This window comes from Pseudomonas sp. BIOMIG1BAC, assembly GCF_001705995.2.
Lineage (GTDB): Bacteria > Pseudomonadota > Gammaproteobacteria > Pseudomonadales > Pseudomonadaceae > Aquipseudomonas > Aquipseudomonas sessilinigenes.
Genome location: NZ_CP049045.1, coordinates 5,053,322 through 5,069,455, shown reverse-complemented (window position 1 = coordinate 5,069,455; position 16,134 = coordinate 5,053,322). Strand labels below are relative to the sequence as shown.

12 protein-coding genes are annotated in these 16,134 nt (G+C 64.1%); 6 read left to right on the top strand and 6 right to left on the bottom strand.

Annotated elements, in window-relative coordinates; genetic code table 11:
* The first annotated feature begins 114 nt into the window (after window positions 1-114).
* From ATY02_RS23495 to ATY02_RS23480, 4 genes are read left to right on the top strand one after another with little or no spacing between them, the layout of a single operon-like run.
* Entirely contained in the window at window positions 115-1,968 is a 1,854-nt protein-coding gene (locus tag ATY02_RS23495) for an extracellular solute-binding protein (protein WP_068581458.1), read from the top strand.
* Window positions 1,955-3,019, top strand: coding sequence for a microcin C ABC transporter permease YejB (locus tag ATY02_RS23490; protein WP_068581454.1), 1,065 nt, complete (start codon window positions 1,955-1,957; stop codon window positions 3,017-3,019). Before ATY02_RS23495 ends, ATY02_RS23490 begins: the two co-directional genes overlap by 14 nt.
* The gene (locus tag ATY02_RS23485) at window positions 3,019-4,041 is read left to right on the top strand and encodes an ABC transporter permease (RefSeq protein ID WP_068581448.1); all 1,023 of its coding nucleotides are present in this window, start codon (window positions 3,019-3,021) and stop codon (window positions 4,039-4,041) included. The genes ATY02_RS23490 and ATY02_RS23485 overlap by 1 nt, the downstream gene beginning before the upstream one ends.
* 17 nt (window positions 4,042-4,058) lie before the next feature.
* Window positions 4,059-5,657, top strand: a complete 1,599-nt coding sequence (locus ATY02_RS23480) for an ABC transporter ATP-binding protein (protein ID WP_068581444.1) — start codon at window positions 4,059-4,061, stop codon at window positions 5,655-5,657.
* 54 nt (window positions 5,658-5,711) lie between these two features.
* Here the strand turns inward: ATY02_RS23480 and ATY02_RS23475 are convergent, their stop codons facing one another.
* Together ATY02_RS23475 and ATY02_RS23470 are read right to left on the bottom strand one after the other, a co-directional pair.
* Window positions 5,712-6,026, bottom strand: a complete 315-nt coding sequence (locus tag ATY02_RS23475; RefSeq protein ID WP_068581441.1) for an SCP2 sterol-binding domain-containing protein — start codon at window positions 6,024-6,026, stop codon at window positions 5,712-5,714.
* A gap of 50 nt (window positions 6,027-6,076) precedes the next feature.
* Complete coding sequence (locus tag ATY02_RS23470; RefSeq protein WP_068581439.1) at window positions 6,077-6,787, bottom strand: histidine phosphatase family protein; 711 nt, start codon at window positions 6,785-6,787, stop codon at window positions 6,077-6,079.
* A gap of 202 nt (window positions 6,788-6,989) precedes the next feature.
* On the opposite strand from ATY02_RS23470, the gene sohB reads away from it, so the two are divergent.
* Window positions 6,990-8,015, top strand: a complete 1,026-nt coding sequence (gene sohB, locus ATY02_RS23465) for a protease SohB (protein WP_068581436.1) — start codon at window positions 6,990-6,992, stop codon at window positions 8,013-8,015.
* A gap of 183 nt (window positions 8,016-8,198) precedes the next feature.
* On the opposite strand, the gene ATY02_RS23460 is transcribed toward sohB, so the two are convergent.
* Window positions 8,199-8,693 carry a DUF934 domain-containing protein gene (locus ATY02_RS23460; protein WP_068581431.1) on the bottom strand — a complete coding sequence of 165 codons (495 nt, stop codon included), beginning with the start codon at window positions 8,691-8,693 and terminating at the stop codon, window positions 8,199-8,201.
* A complete protein-coding gene (locus ATY02_RS23455) occupies window positions 8,677-10,335 on the bottom strand; it encodes a nitrite/sulfite reductase (protein ID WP_068581428.1) in 1,659 nt (552 codons plus the stop codon). Before ATY02_RS23455 ends, ATY02_RS23460 begins: the two co-directional genes overlap by 17 nt.
* Before the next feature lie 596 nt (window positions 10,336-10,931).
* On the opposite strand from ATY02_RS23455, the gene ATY02_RS23450 reads away from it, so the two are divergent.
* Window positions 10,932-12,017 (top strand): ABC transporter substrate-binding protein, encoded by a 1,086-nt coding sequence (locus ATY02_RS23450; protein ID WP_068581425.1) that lies wholly within the window; start codon window positions 10,932-10,934, stop codon window positions 12,015-12,017.
* A 4-nt stretch (window positions 12,018-12,021) separates the two neighbouring features.
* On the opposite strand, the gene ATY02_RS23445 is transcribed toward ATY02_RS23450, so the two are convergent.
* Both ATY02_RS23445 and metH read right to left on the bottom strand, forming a co-directional pair.
* Entirely contained in the window at window positions 12,022-12,240 is a 219-nt protein-coding gene (locus tag ATY02_RS23445; RefSeq protein ID WP_068581422.1) for a DUF2970 domain-containing protein, read from the bottom strand.
* A gap of 68 nt (window positions 12,241-12,308) precedes the next feature.
* The gene (metH, locus tag ATY02_RS23440) at window positions 12,309-16,019 is read right to left on the bottom strand and encodes a methionine synthase (RefSeq protein ID WP_068581420.1); all 3,711 of its coding nucleotides are present in this window, start codon (window positions 16,017-16,019) and stop codon (window positions 12,309-12,311) included.
* Window positions 16,020-16,134 lie beyond the last annotated feature (115 nt).

The following is a 16,134-nucleotide window of genomic DNA, read 5'->3' as shown; positions in this document are numbered from 1 at the left end:
ACAAGGCAGGCAGGAGCGGGGCGTTGCGATCATCGAGAATCGCGTCCGGGTACCTGGCGCACGGGCCCTCTTGGCCCGCGCGCTCCCGGTCGCTGTCTAGAGGGGCTTGTTGCAATGCCGTTGCGAACCATCTTCTTGCTCTGGCTGTGGGTGCTGCTGAGCCCGGCGGTGTCGGCTGCCGTGCAACCGTCGTTGACGGTGTACGGCGAGGCACCGAAGTATCCGGCAGGCTTCAGTCACTTCGACTACGTCAATCCGCACGCGCCCAAGGGCGGCAGCCTGCGCCGTTCTGCCCTGGAGAGCGGACCGTTCGATCACCTGGTGCCCTACATCGACAAGGGTACCGGGGTGGCCGAGGTCGATGGCTGGGTCTACGCGCCCCTGGCCTACCGCTCCCAGGACGAGCCCTACACGGTGTATGGCCTGGTGGCCCAGGGCTTGGAGCTGGCCCCGGACCGGCGCTGGCTGCGGTTGTACCTGAACCCGGCAGCGCGCTTCGCCGATGGCCGGCCGATCAGCGCCAGCGATGTGCGCTTCACCTTCGAACTGTTGATGACCCAGGGCAGCCTCAAGTACCGCCAGCAGTTCGCCGATGTGGCCGAGGTCCTGGTGGAGTCGCCCAGCCAAGTGCGCTTTGTGTTCAAGAATGCCGAGAGCCGCACCTTGCCCCTGGACCTGGCGTCGCTGCCGGTACTGCCCGAGCATTGGTGGCGGGGGCGCAATTTTGCCGATGGCGGGGGTTTCGAGCCGCCCCTGGGCAGTGGTCCGTACCGGGTGGCCAAGGTGGATGCCGGGCGCAGCGTGACCTTCGAGCGGGTCAAGGACTGGTGGGGTGAGCGCCTGCCGGTGGCGCGCGGGCGCTACAACTTCGATCGCCTGCGCCTGGAGTTCTTCGCCGATACCGATGTGGCGCGGCAGATCCTCAAGTCCGGTGGCTACGACTACAACCGCGAGTTCTCCGCCACTGCCTACACCATCGGTTATGCCGGTGCCGCCCTGGACGATGGCCGCCTGCAGCGCGAGCACCTGGCCCCTGGCGCGGCCCAGGGCACCCAGGGCTTCGTCTTCAATTTGCAGCGACCGCTGTTCCAGGACCGCCGGGTCCGCCAGGCCATCGCCTTGCTGTGGGATTTCGAATGGAGCAACCGGCAGATGATGCGCGGCATGTACCTGCGCCAGCGCAGCTTCTTCTCCCACAGTGAACTGGCGGCGGTGGGCCTGCCGTCGGCCGAGGAGCTCAAGATTCTCGAACCCTGGCGCGCTCAGGTCCCGGATGAGGTCTTCACCCAGGTGTTCGAGGCGCCCAGGACCGATGGCAGCGGGATCGTCCGTGGCCAGCAGTTGCAGGCGCTGCGACTGCTGCGCGAAGCCGGCTGGGTGCCCAGCGGCGATCGCCTGGTGAATGCCGCCGGCGAGCCGCTGCAGTTCACTTTCCTCAATGGCCAGAAGGGCTTCGAACGCCTGTTGCTGCCGTTCAAGCGCAACCTGGCGCAGATCGGCATCGGCTTCGACATTCGCCAGGTGGACAACGCGCAATACACCAACCGGGTGCGCAGTCGCGACTACGACATGATCGTCGTCGGCTACCCGGTGTCCCAGGCTCCGGGGCGCGAGTTGTTCAACTACTACGGCGCCGAGGGGGCCGACGACCCCGGCTCGAACAACTACATGGTGCTCAGGAATCCGGTGGTGGATGCCTTGCTCGAGGGCCTGGTCCGGGCCGACAACCGCAGCAGCATGCTGGCCCATGCCCGGGCCCTGGACCGGGTGTTGCAGTGGGGCTACTACTGGATTCCCAACTATTACCCGCCGGGCATTTCCACGGTGTGGTGGAACCGCTTCGGCCGCCCGGCGATCGCCCCGTTGTATGACGCCGGGCTGGACAGCTGGTGGGAAATCAGCCCGACGGCGTTGACCCAGGGCCAGATGCGCAAGCGCAGCGCGGAGGTGGTCCATGCTGGGCTATAGCCTGCGGCGCCTGCTGCTGATCGTGCCGACCTTGTTGTGCATCCTGTTGGTCAATTTCGTCATCGTCCAGGCCGCTCCCGGAGGACCGGTGGAGCAGGCCATCGCCCGTTTGCAGGGTATCGGCGCCAATGCCGCGGTGGGCGGCGGGCATGTGGAGAGCGTGGCGGGCGAGTCCCGGGCCAGTCGGGGCCTGGACCCCAAGCTGCTGGCGGACATCGAGCGCCAGTACGGTTTCGACAAGCCTGCCAGCGAACGCTTGTGGCTGATGCTCGGGCAGTACGCCCGGCTGGACTTCGGCAAGAGCTTTTTTCGCGGCGCCACGGTCACCGAGCTGATCTTGGACAAGTTGCCGGTGACTTTGTCCCTGGGCCTGTGGGCAACCCTGATCACCTACCTGGTGTCGATTCCCTTAGGGATTCGCAAGGCGGTGCACAACGGCTCGGGGTTCGATGTCTGGAGCAGCGCGGCGATCATCGTCGGCTACGCCATGCCGGGGTTCCTGTTCGCCCTGTTGCTGATCGTGGTGTTCGCCGGCGGCACCCTGCTGGACTGGTTCCCGGCCCGCGGCCTGGTCTCGGACGACTTCGACCAGCTCTCGGCCTGGGGCAAGGTGGCGGACTACTTCTGGCACCTGGTGCTGCCGGTCAGCGCGCTGGTAGTCGGCGGCTTCGCCACCCTGACCCTGCTGACCAAGAACAGCTTCCTCAACGAGATCTCGCGCCTGTACGTGGTCACCGCGCGGGCCAAGGGCCTGAGCGAGCACCAGGTGTTGTATGGCCACGTGTTTCGCAACGCCATGCTGCTGGTGGTGGCGGGGCTGCCCCAGGCGTTGGTCACGGTGTTCTTCGGCGGTTCGCTGCTGATCGAGGTGATCTTTTCCCTCGATGGCCTGGGGCGCATGAGCTACGAGGCGGCGGTGGCCCGGGATTACCCGGTGGTGTTTGGCTCGCTGTTCATCTTCACCCTGTTCGGGCTCTTGATAAAACTGCTGGGCGACCTGGCCTATACCCTGGTCGATCCGCGCATCGACTTCGCCGCGAGGAACCTTTGATGCCTGTCCTGTCTCCCTTGGGCCGGCGTCGCTGGCAACGTTTCAAAGCGCACCGGCGTGGCTGGTGGTCGTTGTGGCTGTTCCTCGGCTTGTTCACCCTGAGCCTGGGCGGCGAGCTGATCGCCAATGACAAGCCGTTACTGGTGTCATGCCAGGGGCAGTGGTATTTCCCGGCGTTGCAGCGCTATACCGAGCAGGAGTTCGGTGGCCAGCTGCCGTTCCAGCCGGATTACCGCAGCGCCGCGGTTCGCCAGTTGATCGAAGGGCAGGGCGGTTGGTTGTTGTTCGCGCCGATTCCCTTCGGCTACGACACCATCAACTATGACCTGACACAACCGGCCCCCAGCCCACCCAGTGGCGATAACTGGCTGGGCACCGACGACCAGGCCCGGGACGTGCTGGCCCGGGTGATCTTCGGGGTGCGGGTGTCGCTGCTGTTCGCCTTGTCGCTGACGGCCATCAGTGCGCTGGTCGGCATCGTTGCCGGCGCCCTGCAGGGCTACTACGGCGGCTGGGTCGATCTCTGGGGACAGCGCTTGCTGGAGGTCTGGTCGGGGTTGCCGGTGCTGTACCTGCTGATCATCCTGTCCGGCTTCGTCGAGCCGAACTTCTGGTGGCTGCTGGGGATCATGGCGCTGTTCTCCTGGCTGGCCCTGGTGGACGTGGTGCGCACCGAGTTCCTGCGCAGCCGCAGCCTGGAGTACGTCAAGGCGGCCCGGGCGCTGGGGGTGAACGATGTACTGGTGATGGGCCGGCATATCCTGCCCAACGCCATGAACGCCACCCTGAGCTACCTGCCGTTCATTCTCACCGGGGCCATCGCCACCTTGTCGGCCCTGGATTTTCTCGGCTTCGGCATGCCCGCTGGCAGCGCGTCGCTGGGCGAGCTGGTGGCCCAGGGCAAGAGCAACCTGCAAGCGCCCTGGTTGGGGCTGACGGCGTTCTTCGTCCTGGCATTGATCCTGTCGTTGCTGGTGTTCATCGGCGAAGGCTGCCGCGATGCCTTCGATCCCAAGAGTTGAAACTGCGAGTGCCCAAGATGACCCAAGCCCTGATTGAACTACGTGGCCTGAAAGTGGCCTTCGGTGCCACCGAGGTGGTGCATGGCCTGGACCTTCAGATCCGCCCTGGTGAATGCCTGGCGCTGGTGGGCGAGTCCGGCTCCGGCAAGTCGGTGACCGCCCACAGCATCCTGCAATTGCTCGACCCGCGTACGGCACGGATCGAGGGCAGCATCCGCTATCGCGGGGAAGAGTTGCTGGGGGGGGCGCCGGGGCGTTTGCGCCAACTGCGCGGCAACCGTATCGCGATGATCTTCCAGGAGCCCATGAGCTCGCTCAATCCGCTGCACAGCGTCGAGCGGCAGTTGGGCGAGACCCTGCGCCTGCACAAGGGGTTGGCGGGAGCCCAGGCCCGGGAGCGGATCCTCGAACTGCTGGAGCTGGTGGGGATCCAGCAACCCCGGGAGCGGCTCAAGGCCTATCCGCACCAGTTGTCCGGGGGCCAACGCCAGCGGGTGATGATCGCCATGGCCCTGGCTTGCGAGCCGCAGTTGCTGATCGCCGACGAGCCCACCACGGCCCTGGATGTGACCGTGCAGCGCAAGATCGTGCTGTTGCTCCAGGCGTTGCAACAGCGCCTGGGCATGGCGTTGCTGATCATCAGTCATGACCTGAACCTGGTACGCCACATTGCCCAGCGCGTGGCGGTAATGCGCGGCGGCTGCATTGTCGAGCAGGCTGATTGCCAGCAGCTGTTCCAGGCGCCTCGACATCCCTACAGCCTGGAGTTGCTCAATGCCGAGCCCGGTGGCCAGGCCCTGCCCAGGGGGAGCAGTGAGACCCTGCTGGCGGTGGAGCGACTCAAGGTCTGGTTCCGCCAGGGCGGCGGCTGGTGGCGGCCACGGCGCTACCTGAAGGCGGTGGATGGCATCGACCTGCAACTGCAACGGGGCAAGACCCTGGGCATCGTTGGTGAGTCCGGCTCGGGCAAGTCGACCCTGGGCCAGGCGATCCTGCGGTTGATCGCCAGCGAAGGGCATATCCGCTTCAATGGGCAGGCCCTGGAGGGATTGGAGGGGGCGCAGCTGCGGCCGCTGCGCCGACAACTGCAGGTGGTGTTCCAGGACCCGTTCGGCAGCCTCAGTCCGCGCCTGAGCGTGCAGCAGATCATTGCCGAGGGCTTGCGGGTGCACACCGACCTGGACTCCGGGCAACAGGAGCGGGCGGTGATCGAGGTGCTGGAGCAGGTGGGCCTGGACCCGGCCGCGCGGCATCGTTATCCCCACGAGTTTTCCGGTGGTCAACGCCAACGCATCGCCATCGCCCGGGCCCTGGTACTCAAGCCTGAACTGATCCTGCTGGACGAGCCCACCTCGGCCCTGGACCGCACGGTGCAGAAGCAGGTGGTGGCACTGCTGCGGCGCTTGCAGCAAGAGCATGGCCTGACCTACCTGTTCATCAGCCACGACCTGGCAGTGGTCCAGGCCCTGGCCCATGACTTGATCGTGATGAAGGACGGCCAGGTGGTGGAGCGTGGCCAGACGCAGCAGTTGTTCGCCGCGGCGCAACACCCCTATACCCGGGAGCTGCTGGCGGCATCCGCCGTGGCACCGATGAGGCAACTTGCCCAGGGCTGAAACGACGAATCCCGCCATGGGGCGGGATTCGTCAGGAGCTGGAAACTGTGCCGCTTAGGCTGGGAACAGTTCGCTCAGTTTCATGGCCAGCATCATGTCGCCTTCGGTGCGCAGCTTGCCGCCCATGAACGCCTGCATGCCGTCGGTTTCGCCGCTGACGATGCCGTCCAGGGTCTCGCCGTCCATCACCAGGGTGACCTGGGCGTCTGGGTTCTCGCCTTCCTTGAGTTCGCAGGTGCTGTCTTTCACTACCAGCGAGAAGTGCTTGGTGTCATCGATGCGGAAACCGAAAACCAGGTCCAGGCCGGCAGCGGCAGCTGGGTTGAACTTGGCTTGCATGGCTTTTACGGCGTCAGCTACGGAGGTCATGGTTCGATCCTTTTATGGGTGGTTACAGCAAGGTTCACAGTGAATCGGGCTCAACGGAAGGTGATGAGCTCCGGTGCCTTCAACAGTTGCAGATGCGTATGACCGTTGAAGGAAGCCAGGGACACCTCGCGTCCGCGAAACTTCAGCTGGTTGAGCGAGGTGTTGACGATTTGCCAATTGAGTTCGAAGGCCTGCTGGGCGGGCATCCGGGTGATCAGGTGGAGCAGGGCGGTGATGGTGCCGCCGGAGGTGAACACGGCGATCTTCTGCCGGTTGTCCGCGGCCTCCAGGATTCGTTGCAGGCCACCCTGGACCCGCTCGACGAAGCCCAGCCAGCTTTCCAGCCCGGGTGGGTCGTAGGTGCCGGCCAGCCAGCGCTGGATGATCAGGGCGAAGATGCGTTGGAATTCAGCACGATTTTGCGCGGCGTTGCGCAGGGTGTTCAGCGCCTCGGGTTCCTGGGACAACAGGTCGGGCAGCAATGCGCGGATGATGGCGTCGGCGTCGAACTCGTTGAATGCCGGGTCGATCTCCAGCGTCGGCCGGGCCAGGCCGGCAGCGCCGAGCTGCTCCAGGGTGGCCTGGGCGGTATGCTGTTGGCGTTGCAGGTCACCGGACAGGCAGCGATCGAAGTTCACTCCGAGGGCGGCCAGGTGGTCGCCCAGGACGCTGGCCTGGCGAACACCGATGGGCGACAGCACGTCATAGTCGTCTGCACCGAAGGAGGCCTGGCCATGTCGAATCAAGTAGATGCTGCCCACGTCCGCGTCATCCCGGCACGTTGAAAGTTTTGCGAGGTTATGAGGATGCCGGTGAGCTGTCAATGAAAAAACATACGCTTGTTTGAAATGATTGTTGGAGCGTGATTACACAAGGTTTCGCGACTGGTGGCCGACCGGTCGCGCCGGTATGCTTGGACCCATTGCGCCGCGGGTTGGCGGCGATCATGCGTAAGGAGTTTCCGTGGAGTTTTTTGTCGAGTACGCCAGTTTCCTGGCCAAGACCGTGACCCTGGTGGTCGCCATCCTGGTGGTGCTGATCACCGCCGCCGCCCTGCGCAGCAAGGGGCGGCGCAAGGGTGTCGGGCAGTTGCAGGTCAGCAAGCTGAACGATTTCTACAAGGAGCTGCGCGAGCGTCTGGAGCAGAGCCTGTTGGACAAGGATCAGCTCAAGGCCTTGCGCAAGGCCAAGGGCAAGGCCGAGAAGAAGCAGAAGAAGCAGCCCGCCGAGGATAAGCCGCGGGTGTTCGTGCTGGATTTCAACGGCGATATCAAGGCCTCGGCCACCGAGGGCCTGCGCAACGAGATCACTGCGTTGCTGAGCCTGGCCACGCCCAGGGATGAAGTGGTGCTGCGCCTGGAAAGCGGCGGCGGCATGGTCCACAGCTATGGCCTGGCCTCCTCGCAGCTGGCGCGTATTCGCCAGGCCGGGGTGCCGCTGACCGTGTGCATCGACAAGGTCGCGGCCAGCGGCGGCTACATGATGGCTTGCATCGGCGAGAAGATCATCAGCGCACCGTTCGCCATCCTCGGCTCCATCGGCGTGGTGGCGCAGTTGCCCAACGTCAATCGCCTGCTGAAGAAGCACGACATCGACTTCGAGGTGCTCACCGCCGGTGAATACAAGCGCACCCTGACCGTGTTCGGCGAGAACACCGAGAAGGGCCGGGAGAAGTTCCAGGAGGACCTGGACGTCACCCACCAGCTGTTCAAGAACTTCGTGGCCCGCTATCGCCCGCAACTGGCCATCGACGAAGTGGCCACCGGCGAAGTCTGGCTGGGTGTGGCGGCCCAGGAAAAACAGCTGGTGGACGAGTTGCAGACCAGCGACGAGTACCTGGCCGAAAAAGCCAAGGCGGCCGAGGTGTTCCACCTGCACTACGCCGAGCGCAAGAGCCTGCAGGAGCGGGTAGGGCTGGCGGCCAGCGGTTCGGTGGACCGCGTGTTGCTGACCTGGTGGAGCCGCCTGACCCAGCAGCGTTTCTGGTAAGGCCGCGCGAGCTTGCCGTTGGTGCTCTCCTTGAGAGCGATCGCGGGCAAGCCTCGCTCCTACAACGAAGCTCGAACCCATGGCTTTTGTAGGAGCGTGCCGGCGATGACGGTCTAGAAGACGCCAGATACAAAAAAGCCCTGGAGCGGGAAACCGGTCCAGGGCTTTTTGTTGGCGCGACGCTTAGCGGCGGCGGAACAGCGGCAGTGGCTGGTCGGTGGAGGCCTGGTAGGTCACCGAGAAGTCCTTGAGGCTTTCCAGGGCTTCGTAGGGGTCCTTGTCGGCCCGCAGCGCGTAGGCGTCGAAGCCACAGCGTTGCAGGTAGAACAGCTGGTCGCGCAGCACGTCGCCGATGGCCCGCAGCTCGCCCTTGTAGCCATAGCGGTCACGCAGCAGGCGGGCGTTGGAGTAGTTGCGGCCGTCGGTGAAGGCCGGGAAGTTCAAGGCGATCACCTGGAAGTTGTGGACATCGTCGCCGATTTCTTCGGCTTCTTCGTCCGCGTCCAGCCAAATGCCCAGGCCGCCGTCACGGGCCTTGAGCGCGTGGCCGTGATCGCGCCACAGGGCCAGCGGCACGATCAGGTCGTCGCAGTTGGAGATGCCGTCGAGGGTCGCGTCCTTGGGCAGCAGGTGCCAGGTTTCGTCGACGACCTCGTTGTTCTTAATGATTCGCTGCATAGACGCGCTCCTTGAAGAGGTCGATGCCAATACGTTGGTAAGTGTCGATGAAACGCTCGTCTTCGGTGCGTTGCTCCACGTACACGTCGATCAGCTTGGAGATCACATCGGGCATGTCGTCCTGGGCGAAGGACGGGCCGAGGATCTTGCCCAGGCTGGCGTCGCGGCTGGCGCTGCCGCCCAGGGAGACCTGATAGAACTCCTCGCCTTTCTTGTCGACGCCGAGGATGCCGATGTGGCCCACGTGGTGGTGGCCGCAAGCGTTCATGCAACCGGAGATGTTCAGGTCCAGCTCGCCGATGTCGAACAGGTAGTCCAGGTCGTCGAAACGGCGCTGGATGGATTCGGCGATCGGGATCGACTTGGCGTTGGCCAGGGAGCAGAAATCACCGCCAGGGCAGCAGATGATGTCGGTCAGCAGGCCGATGTTCGGGGTGGCGAAACCGTTTTCCCGCAGCTCGCCCCACAGGGTGAACAGCTGGCTCTGCTCGACGTCGGCGAGGATCACGTTCTGCTCGTGGGAAGTGCGCAGCAAGCCGAAGCTGTAGCGGTCGGCCAGGTCGGCGATGGCATCGAACTGCTTGTCGGTGACATCGCCCGGGGCCACGCCGGTGGGCTTGAGCGACAGGCTCACGGCCACGTAGCCCGGCTTCTTGTGGGCCAGGGTGTTGCGGGTGCGCCAGCGGGCGAAACCCGGGTGCTCCTGGTCCAGGGCGGCGAGGGCGGCATCCTGGTTGTCCAGGGCCTTGTAGTCCGGATCGACGAAGTGCCGGGCCACGCGATGCACTTCGGCCTCGGTCAGGGTGGTCTGGCCGCCACGCAGGTGGACCATCTCGGCATCGACCTTCTCGGCGAACACTTCGGGGGTCAGGGCCTTGACCAGGATCTTGATCCGCGCCTTGTACTTGTTGTCGCGCCGGCCGTAGCGGTTGTAGACCCGCAGGATGGCGTCGAGGTAGCTCAGGAGATCCTGCCAGGGCAGGAACTCATTGATGAAGGCGCCGACCACTGGGGTCCGGCCCAGGCCACCGCCCACCAGCACCCGGAAGCCCAGCTCGCCGGCGGCGTTGTAGTGCGGCTCCAGGCCGATGTCGTGCACCTCGATGGCTGCGCGGTCAGCGGTCGAGCCATTGATGGCGATCTTGAACTTGCGCGGCAGGTAGGCGAATTCGGGGTGGAAGGTGGTCCACTGGCGGACGATCTCGCACCAGGGGCGCGGGTCCACCAGCTCGTCGGCAGCGACGCCGGCGAATTGGTCGGTGGTGACGTTGCGCAGGCAGTTGCCGCTGGTCTGGATGGCGTGCATCTGCACGGTGGCCAGCTCGGCCAGGATCTCCGGCACGTCTTCCAGGGCCGGCCAGTTGAACTGCACGTTCTGCCGGGTGCTGATGTGCGCGTAGCCCTTGTCGTAGTCGCGGGCGATCTTGGCCATCATCCGTGCCTGGCGCGAGTTCAACTGGCCATAGGGCACGGCGACCCGCAGCATCGGGGCAAAGCGTTGGATGTAAAGCCCGTTCTGCAGGCGCAGGGGGCGGAATTCTTCTTCGCTCAGCTCACCTGCCAGATAGCGTCGGGTCTGATCACGGAACTGCTTGACGCGGTCCTCGATGATCCGCTGATCGTACTCGTCGTATACGTACATATAGGTCCAGTTCTCAGGCTACAGGCGGCTTGAAGGCACACTCGGCAAATACTGCGGTGAACAGGTTCATCAGGCCGTTGCGACTGACGTCGATAGCGGCGGGTCACCGGGTTCATCTCGTTCTGCCTTCGTTGATGCTCAACGCTACCCACGTAAGCAAATCTGCGCGCACGGCCGCGCACTCCGATCGGAGCCGCCGAACGATACCAGTTTGCAGTTATGCGCAAAAGTGATGTTTGAGTATATGTAAAGAACCAAAATGACTAACGAAGAGCCTTTATCAGTATCCACATTTGAGGTGTGGGAAATCATGGGCTTAACTGTGGACGTGTCTTTGAGCAGTCACCGATAAAATCTACTAGAGGCGATGCTATGAGCCATCCAACCAAAGCCAGGAAAAACGACAGTACCGTTGATGCTTGGGCCATTCTCTTTCTGATCATACTGGTCGTGGGTACGGCCGTGTTTTGGGTCAGCCACCAATAGCAAGGCGATAACAAAGAGCCTGGGTTGTCGGACAATCGGGACAATTTGCCGCCGTTGGCCAGTATTTTGCCAGTTATACTGCCTGGGATAATTCTGGGGCTCTTTTCGTGATGTTCAAGTTGTTGTGCAAGTGTGTGTTGTGGTTGAGCCTGCCGTTCTGGACCCTGGCTCAGGCCACATCAGTGGTGTTTCTCAATCCCGGCAATTCCACGGAGACCTTCTGGGTCAGCTATTCGCATTTCATGCAGATCGCCGCCAAGAACCTGGGCATGGACCTGCGCATCCTCTATGCCGAGCGCGACGCTGGCAGGACCCTGGAGCAAGCCCGGGAAGTGATCCGCGGGGCGCATAAGCCCGACTACCTGATGCTGGTGAACGAGCAGTACATCGCACCGCAGATCCTGCGGCTTTCCCAGGGTACCGGGATCAAGCTGTTCATCGTCAACAGCGCGCTGACCCAGGACCAGCGCGACCTGATCAGCCAGAGCCGGCACAAGTACTCCGACTGGATCGGCAGCATGCTGGGCAACGATGAAGAAGCTGGCTACCTGATGCTCAAGGAACTCTTGCGCCAGCACGGGCCAGTGGCGGACGGGCAGAGCATCGAACTCCTGGCTTTCTCCGGGTTGAAGGTCACGCCCTCGGCGCAACTGCGCGAGCAGGGGCTACGTCGGGCCCTGGCCGAATTCCCGCAGGTGCATTTGCGCCAGCTGGTTTATGGCGAGTGGGCACGGGAGCGCGCCTATCGCCAGGCGCAGCAACTGTTGCGTCGCTATCCGCAGACCCGGCTGGTCTGGTCGGCCAACGATGAAATGGCCTTGGGGGCCATGGATGCCGCCCGTGAACTGGGGCTCAAGCCGGGCAAGGACCTGTTGTTCAGCGGCCTCAACAGCTCGCCCGAGGCTTTGCAGGCATTGATCGATGGACAGTTGTCGGTGCTGGTCGCCGGGCACTTCACCCTGGGTGGCTGGGCCCTGGTGGCACTGCACGATGACGCGTTGGGGATCGATCCCCGGCTCCTGGGCGGGCCGGACTGGCGCCTGCCGCTGTTACAACCCCTGACCCGGACCCAGGCCCAGCAATTGCTGCGCCTGGGCAACCAGGCCGGGACGGGCGTGGACTTTCGTGCCTTGTCCGCGCAGGGCAAGCCGGCAGGCTATCGCTACCCCTTCGGCTTGCAATTGCTGCTGCGCTAGATGATCAGACACCCGCCAGGTGCATCGCCAGCTTGGCGATGCCCAGCAGTACCAGGACGAACAGCGTGGTGAACAGGATGCCCAGCGCGATGAAGTGGCTGGGCTTGCCGTGGCTGAAGTCGCGGGCGCGGTTTTTCCCGCTCTGTACGCCGAAGGCTGCTGCCAGAACGCTTTGCAGCATTTGCAGGAAGGTGGGTGGCCGGCTGTTGCTTGGATCGTCCATAAATCCCTCGACACGGTTGGGTGTCAACAGAGCATAGACAATGTCCAGGCAAGGGAGCCGGCTCGCTCCTAGTTGTCGTAGCCCAGGTTGGGGGCCAGCCAGCGCTCGCTCACCGCCAGTTCCTGGCCCTTGCGCTGGGTGTAGCTCTGCACCTGGTCCTTGTCGACCTTGCCCACGGCAAAGTACTGCGCCTGCGGGTGGGCGAAGTACCAGCCGCTGACAGCGGCCGCCGGGAACATCGCGAAGTGCTCGGTGAGGAACACGCCGCTACGGCCGGCCCTGCCTTCGCTGGCCTCGGGATCGAGCAGGGCGAACAGGGTGCTCTTCTCGGTGTGGTCCGGGCACGCCGGATAGCCCGGGGCAGGGCGGATGCCGCTGTACTGCTCCTTGATCAGCGCCTCGTTGTCCAGGTGTTCATCCTTGGCGTAGCCCCAGTGTTCTTTACGCACCTGTTCGTGCAGCCACTCGGCACAGGCTTCGGCCAGGCGGTCGGCCAGGGCCTTGACCATGATCGAGCTGTAGTCGTCGCCCTTGTCCTGGTAGGCCTTGGCCACTTCCTCGGCCCCGATGCCGGCGGTGGTGATGAAACCGCCGATGTAGTCGGTCACGCCGCTGTCCTTGGGCGCGACGAAGTCGGCCAGGGACAGGTTGGGCTTGCCGTCGGGCTTGATGGTCTGCTGGCGCAGGTGGTGCAGGGTGGCCAGGGTCTGGCCGTTTTCGCCATAGACCTCGATATCGTCATGCGCAACCTGGTTGGCTGGCCAGAAACCGAAGATCGCCCGGGCACTGATCAGCTTCTCGTCGATCAGCTTGTCGAGCATTTCGCGGGCGTCCTGGTACAGCGCGGTGGCGGCTTCGCCCACCACTTCGTCCTCGAGGATGCGCGGGAATTTGCCGGCCAGGTCCCAGGAGATGAAGAACGGCGTCCAGTCGATGTACTCGGCCAGCTCGCGCAGGTCGATGTTGTCGAGCATCTTCACGCCAGTGAAGGAGGGGACCGTGGCCTGGTAGGCCGCCCAGTCATATTGCGGCTTGGCGGCCACGGCCTGGGCGTAGCTCAGGCGCTCGGTGCGGGCGCTGCGGTTGGCGGTGCGCTCGCGCACTTCCACGTATTCCTGGCGGGTCTTGTCGACGAAGCCGGGCTTGAGTTCCTTGGACAGCAGCTGGGTGGCCACCCCCACGGCGCGGGAGGCGTCGGTGACGTAGATCACCGCGTCGTTGCTGTACTTGGGGTCGATCTTCACCGCGGTGTGGGCCTTGGACGTGGTGGCGCCACCGATCATCAACGGCAGGTGGAAATCCTGGCGCTGCATCTCGCGGGCGACGTGGACCATCTCGTCCAGCGACGGGGTGATCAGGCCGGACAGGCCGATGATGTCGCACTTCTCATCGCGGGCGGTCTGCAGGATCTTCTCCGCCGGCACCATCACGCCCAGGTCGACGATGTCGTAGCCGTTGCAGCCCAGGACCACGCCGACGATGTTCTTGCCGATGTCGTGCACGTCGCCCTTGACCGTGGCCATGAGGATCTTGCCCTTGGCCTCGGGCTTGTCGCCTTTCTCGGCTTCGATGAACGGAATCAGGTGGGCCACGGCCTGTTTCATCACCCGGGCCGACTTGACCACCTGGGGCAGGAACATCTTGCCGGCGCCGAACAGGTCGCCAACCACGTTCATGCCGCTCATCAGCGGGCCTTCGATGACCTCGATCGGCCGTGCGCACTGCTGGCGGCACTCCTCGGTGTCCTCGACGATATGGGCGGTGATGCCCTTGACCAGCGCGTGCTCCAGGCGCTTGCCCACCGGCAGCGAACGCCAGGCCTCGTCCTCGACTTCCTTGCTGGCGCCGCCGCCCTTGTAGTCGTCGGCGATGGCCAGCAAGGCGTCGGTGCCTTCCGGGGTGCGGTTGAGCACCACGTCCTCGACCTTGTCGCGTAGCGCCGGTGGGATCTCGTCGTAGATCTCCAGCTGGCCGGCGTTGACGATGCCCATGGTCAGGCCGTTCTGGATCGCGTGGTAGAGGAATACCGAGTGGATCGCCTCGCGCACCGGGTTGTTGCCACGGAACGAGAACGACACGTTGGACACCCCGCCGCTCGACAGGGCATAGGGCAGGTGGTCGCGGATGTAGGCGCAGGCTTCGATGAAGTCCACGGCGTAGTTGTTGTGCTCTTCGATACCAGTGGCCACGGCGAAGATGTTCGGGTCGAAGATGATGTCTTCCGGTGGGAAGCCCACTTCATTGACCAGGATGTCGTAGCTGCGCTGGCAGATCTCGCGCTTGCGCGCGGCGGTGTCGGCCTGGCCGACCTCGTCGAAGGCCATCACCACCACGGCCGCGCCGTAGCGCTTGCACAGGCGCGCGTGATGCTTGAACTGCTCGACGCCTTCCTTCATCGAGATCGAGTTGACGATGCCCTTGCCCTGGATGCACTTGAGGCCCGCTTCGATCACTTCCCACTTGGAGGAGTCGATCATGATCGGTACGCGGGAGATGTCCGGCTCACCGGCGATCAGGTTGAGGAAGCGGACCATGGCGGCCTGGGAGTCGAGCATCCCTTCGTCCATGTTGATGTCGATCACCTGGGCGCCGGCCTCGACCTGCTGCAGGGCGACTTCCAGGGCCTCGGTGTAGTTCTCTTCGCGGATCAGCCGGGCGAACTTGGCGGAGCCGGTGATGTTGGTGCGCTCGCCGACGTTGACGAACAACGACTGGCGATCGATGGTGAACGGCTCCAGGCCCGACAGGCGGCAAGCCTTGGGAATGTCCGGGATTGCCCGCGGCTTGTGTTTGGCCACGGCCTCGGCGATGGCCTGGATATGCGGTGGGGTGGTGCCGCAGCAGCCGCCGATGATGTTGAGAAAGCCGCTGGCGGCGAACTCCTCGACCACCGCGGCCATTTCCGCCGGGGTCTCGTCGTATTCGCCGAAGGCGTTGGGCAGGCCGGCGTTGGGGTGGGCCGAGACATGGGTGTCGGCCTTGGTCGACAGCTCTTCCAGGTAGGGGCGCAGGTCCTTGGCGCCCAGGGCGCAGTTCAGGCCCACCGAGATCGGGTTGGCGTGGCGCACCGAGTTCCAGAACGCCTCGGTGGTCTGGCCCGACAGGGTACGGCCGGAGGCGTCGGTGATGGTGCCGGAGATCATGATCGGCAGTTCGACGTCGTCCTCCTCGAACACCTGCTGCACGGCAAAGATCGCCGCCTTGGCGTTGAGGGTGTCGAAGATGGTCTCGATCAGGATCAGGTCGGCGCCGCCCTCGATCAGGCCGCGAGTAGCCTCGGTGTAGTTGCTCACCAGCTCGTCGAAAGTGACGTTGCGATAGCCCGGATCGTTGACGTCGGGGGAGATCGAGCAGGTGCGGCTGGTAGGGCCCAGGACGCCGGCGACGAAGCGCGGCTTATCCGGGGTCTCCAGGGTTTTCGCGTCGGCGACCTTGCGGGCCACGCGGGCACCTTCTACGTTCAGTTCGTAGACCAGCGCCTCCATGCCGTAGTCGGCTTGGGACACCTGGGTGGCGTTGAAGGTGTTGGTCTCGAGGATGTCGGCCCCGGCGTCCAGGTAGGCTTTCTCGATGGCGCCGATCACGTCCGGACGGGTCAGTACCAGCAGGTCGTTGTTGCCCTTGACGTCGCTGGGCCAGTCGGCGAAGCGTTCACCACGGTAGTCCTGCTCCTCGAGCTTGTAGCTCTGGATCATGGTGCCCATGCCACCATCGAGGATCAGGATGCGCTCCTTGAGGGCTTGCTGGAGAGCGTGGAGGCGAGCACTGCGGTCAGACATGGGGACTACCTGGAAAGGCCATTACGAAGGGCGTGGAGCATAGCAAACCTGCATGGTTTTGCGGTATGCACAGGTTTTGCATGAATATCGTTCATGTTGGTTCGCCGAGCGGACC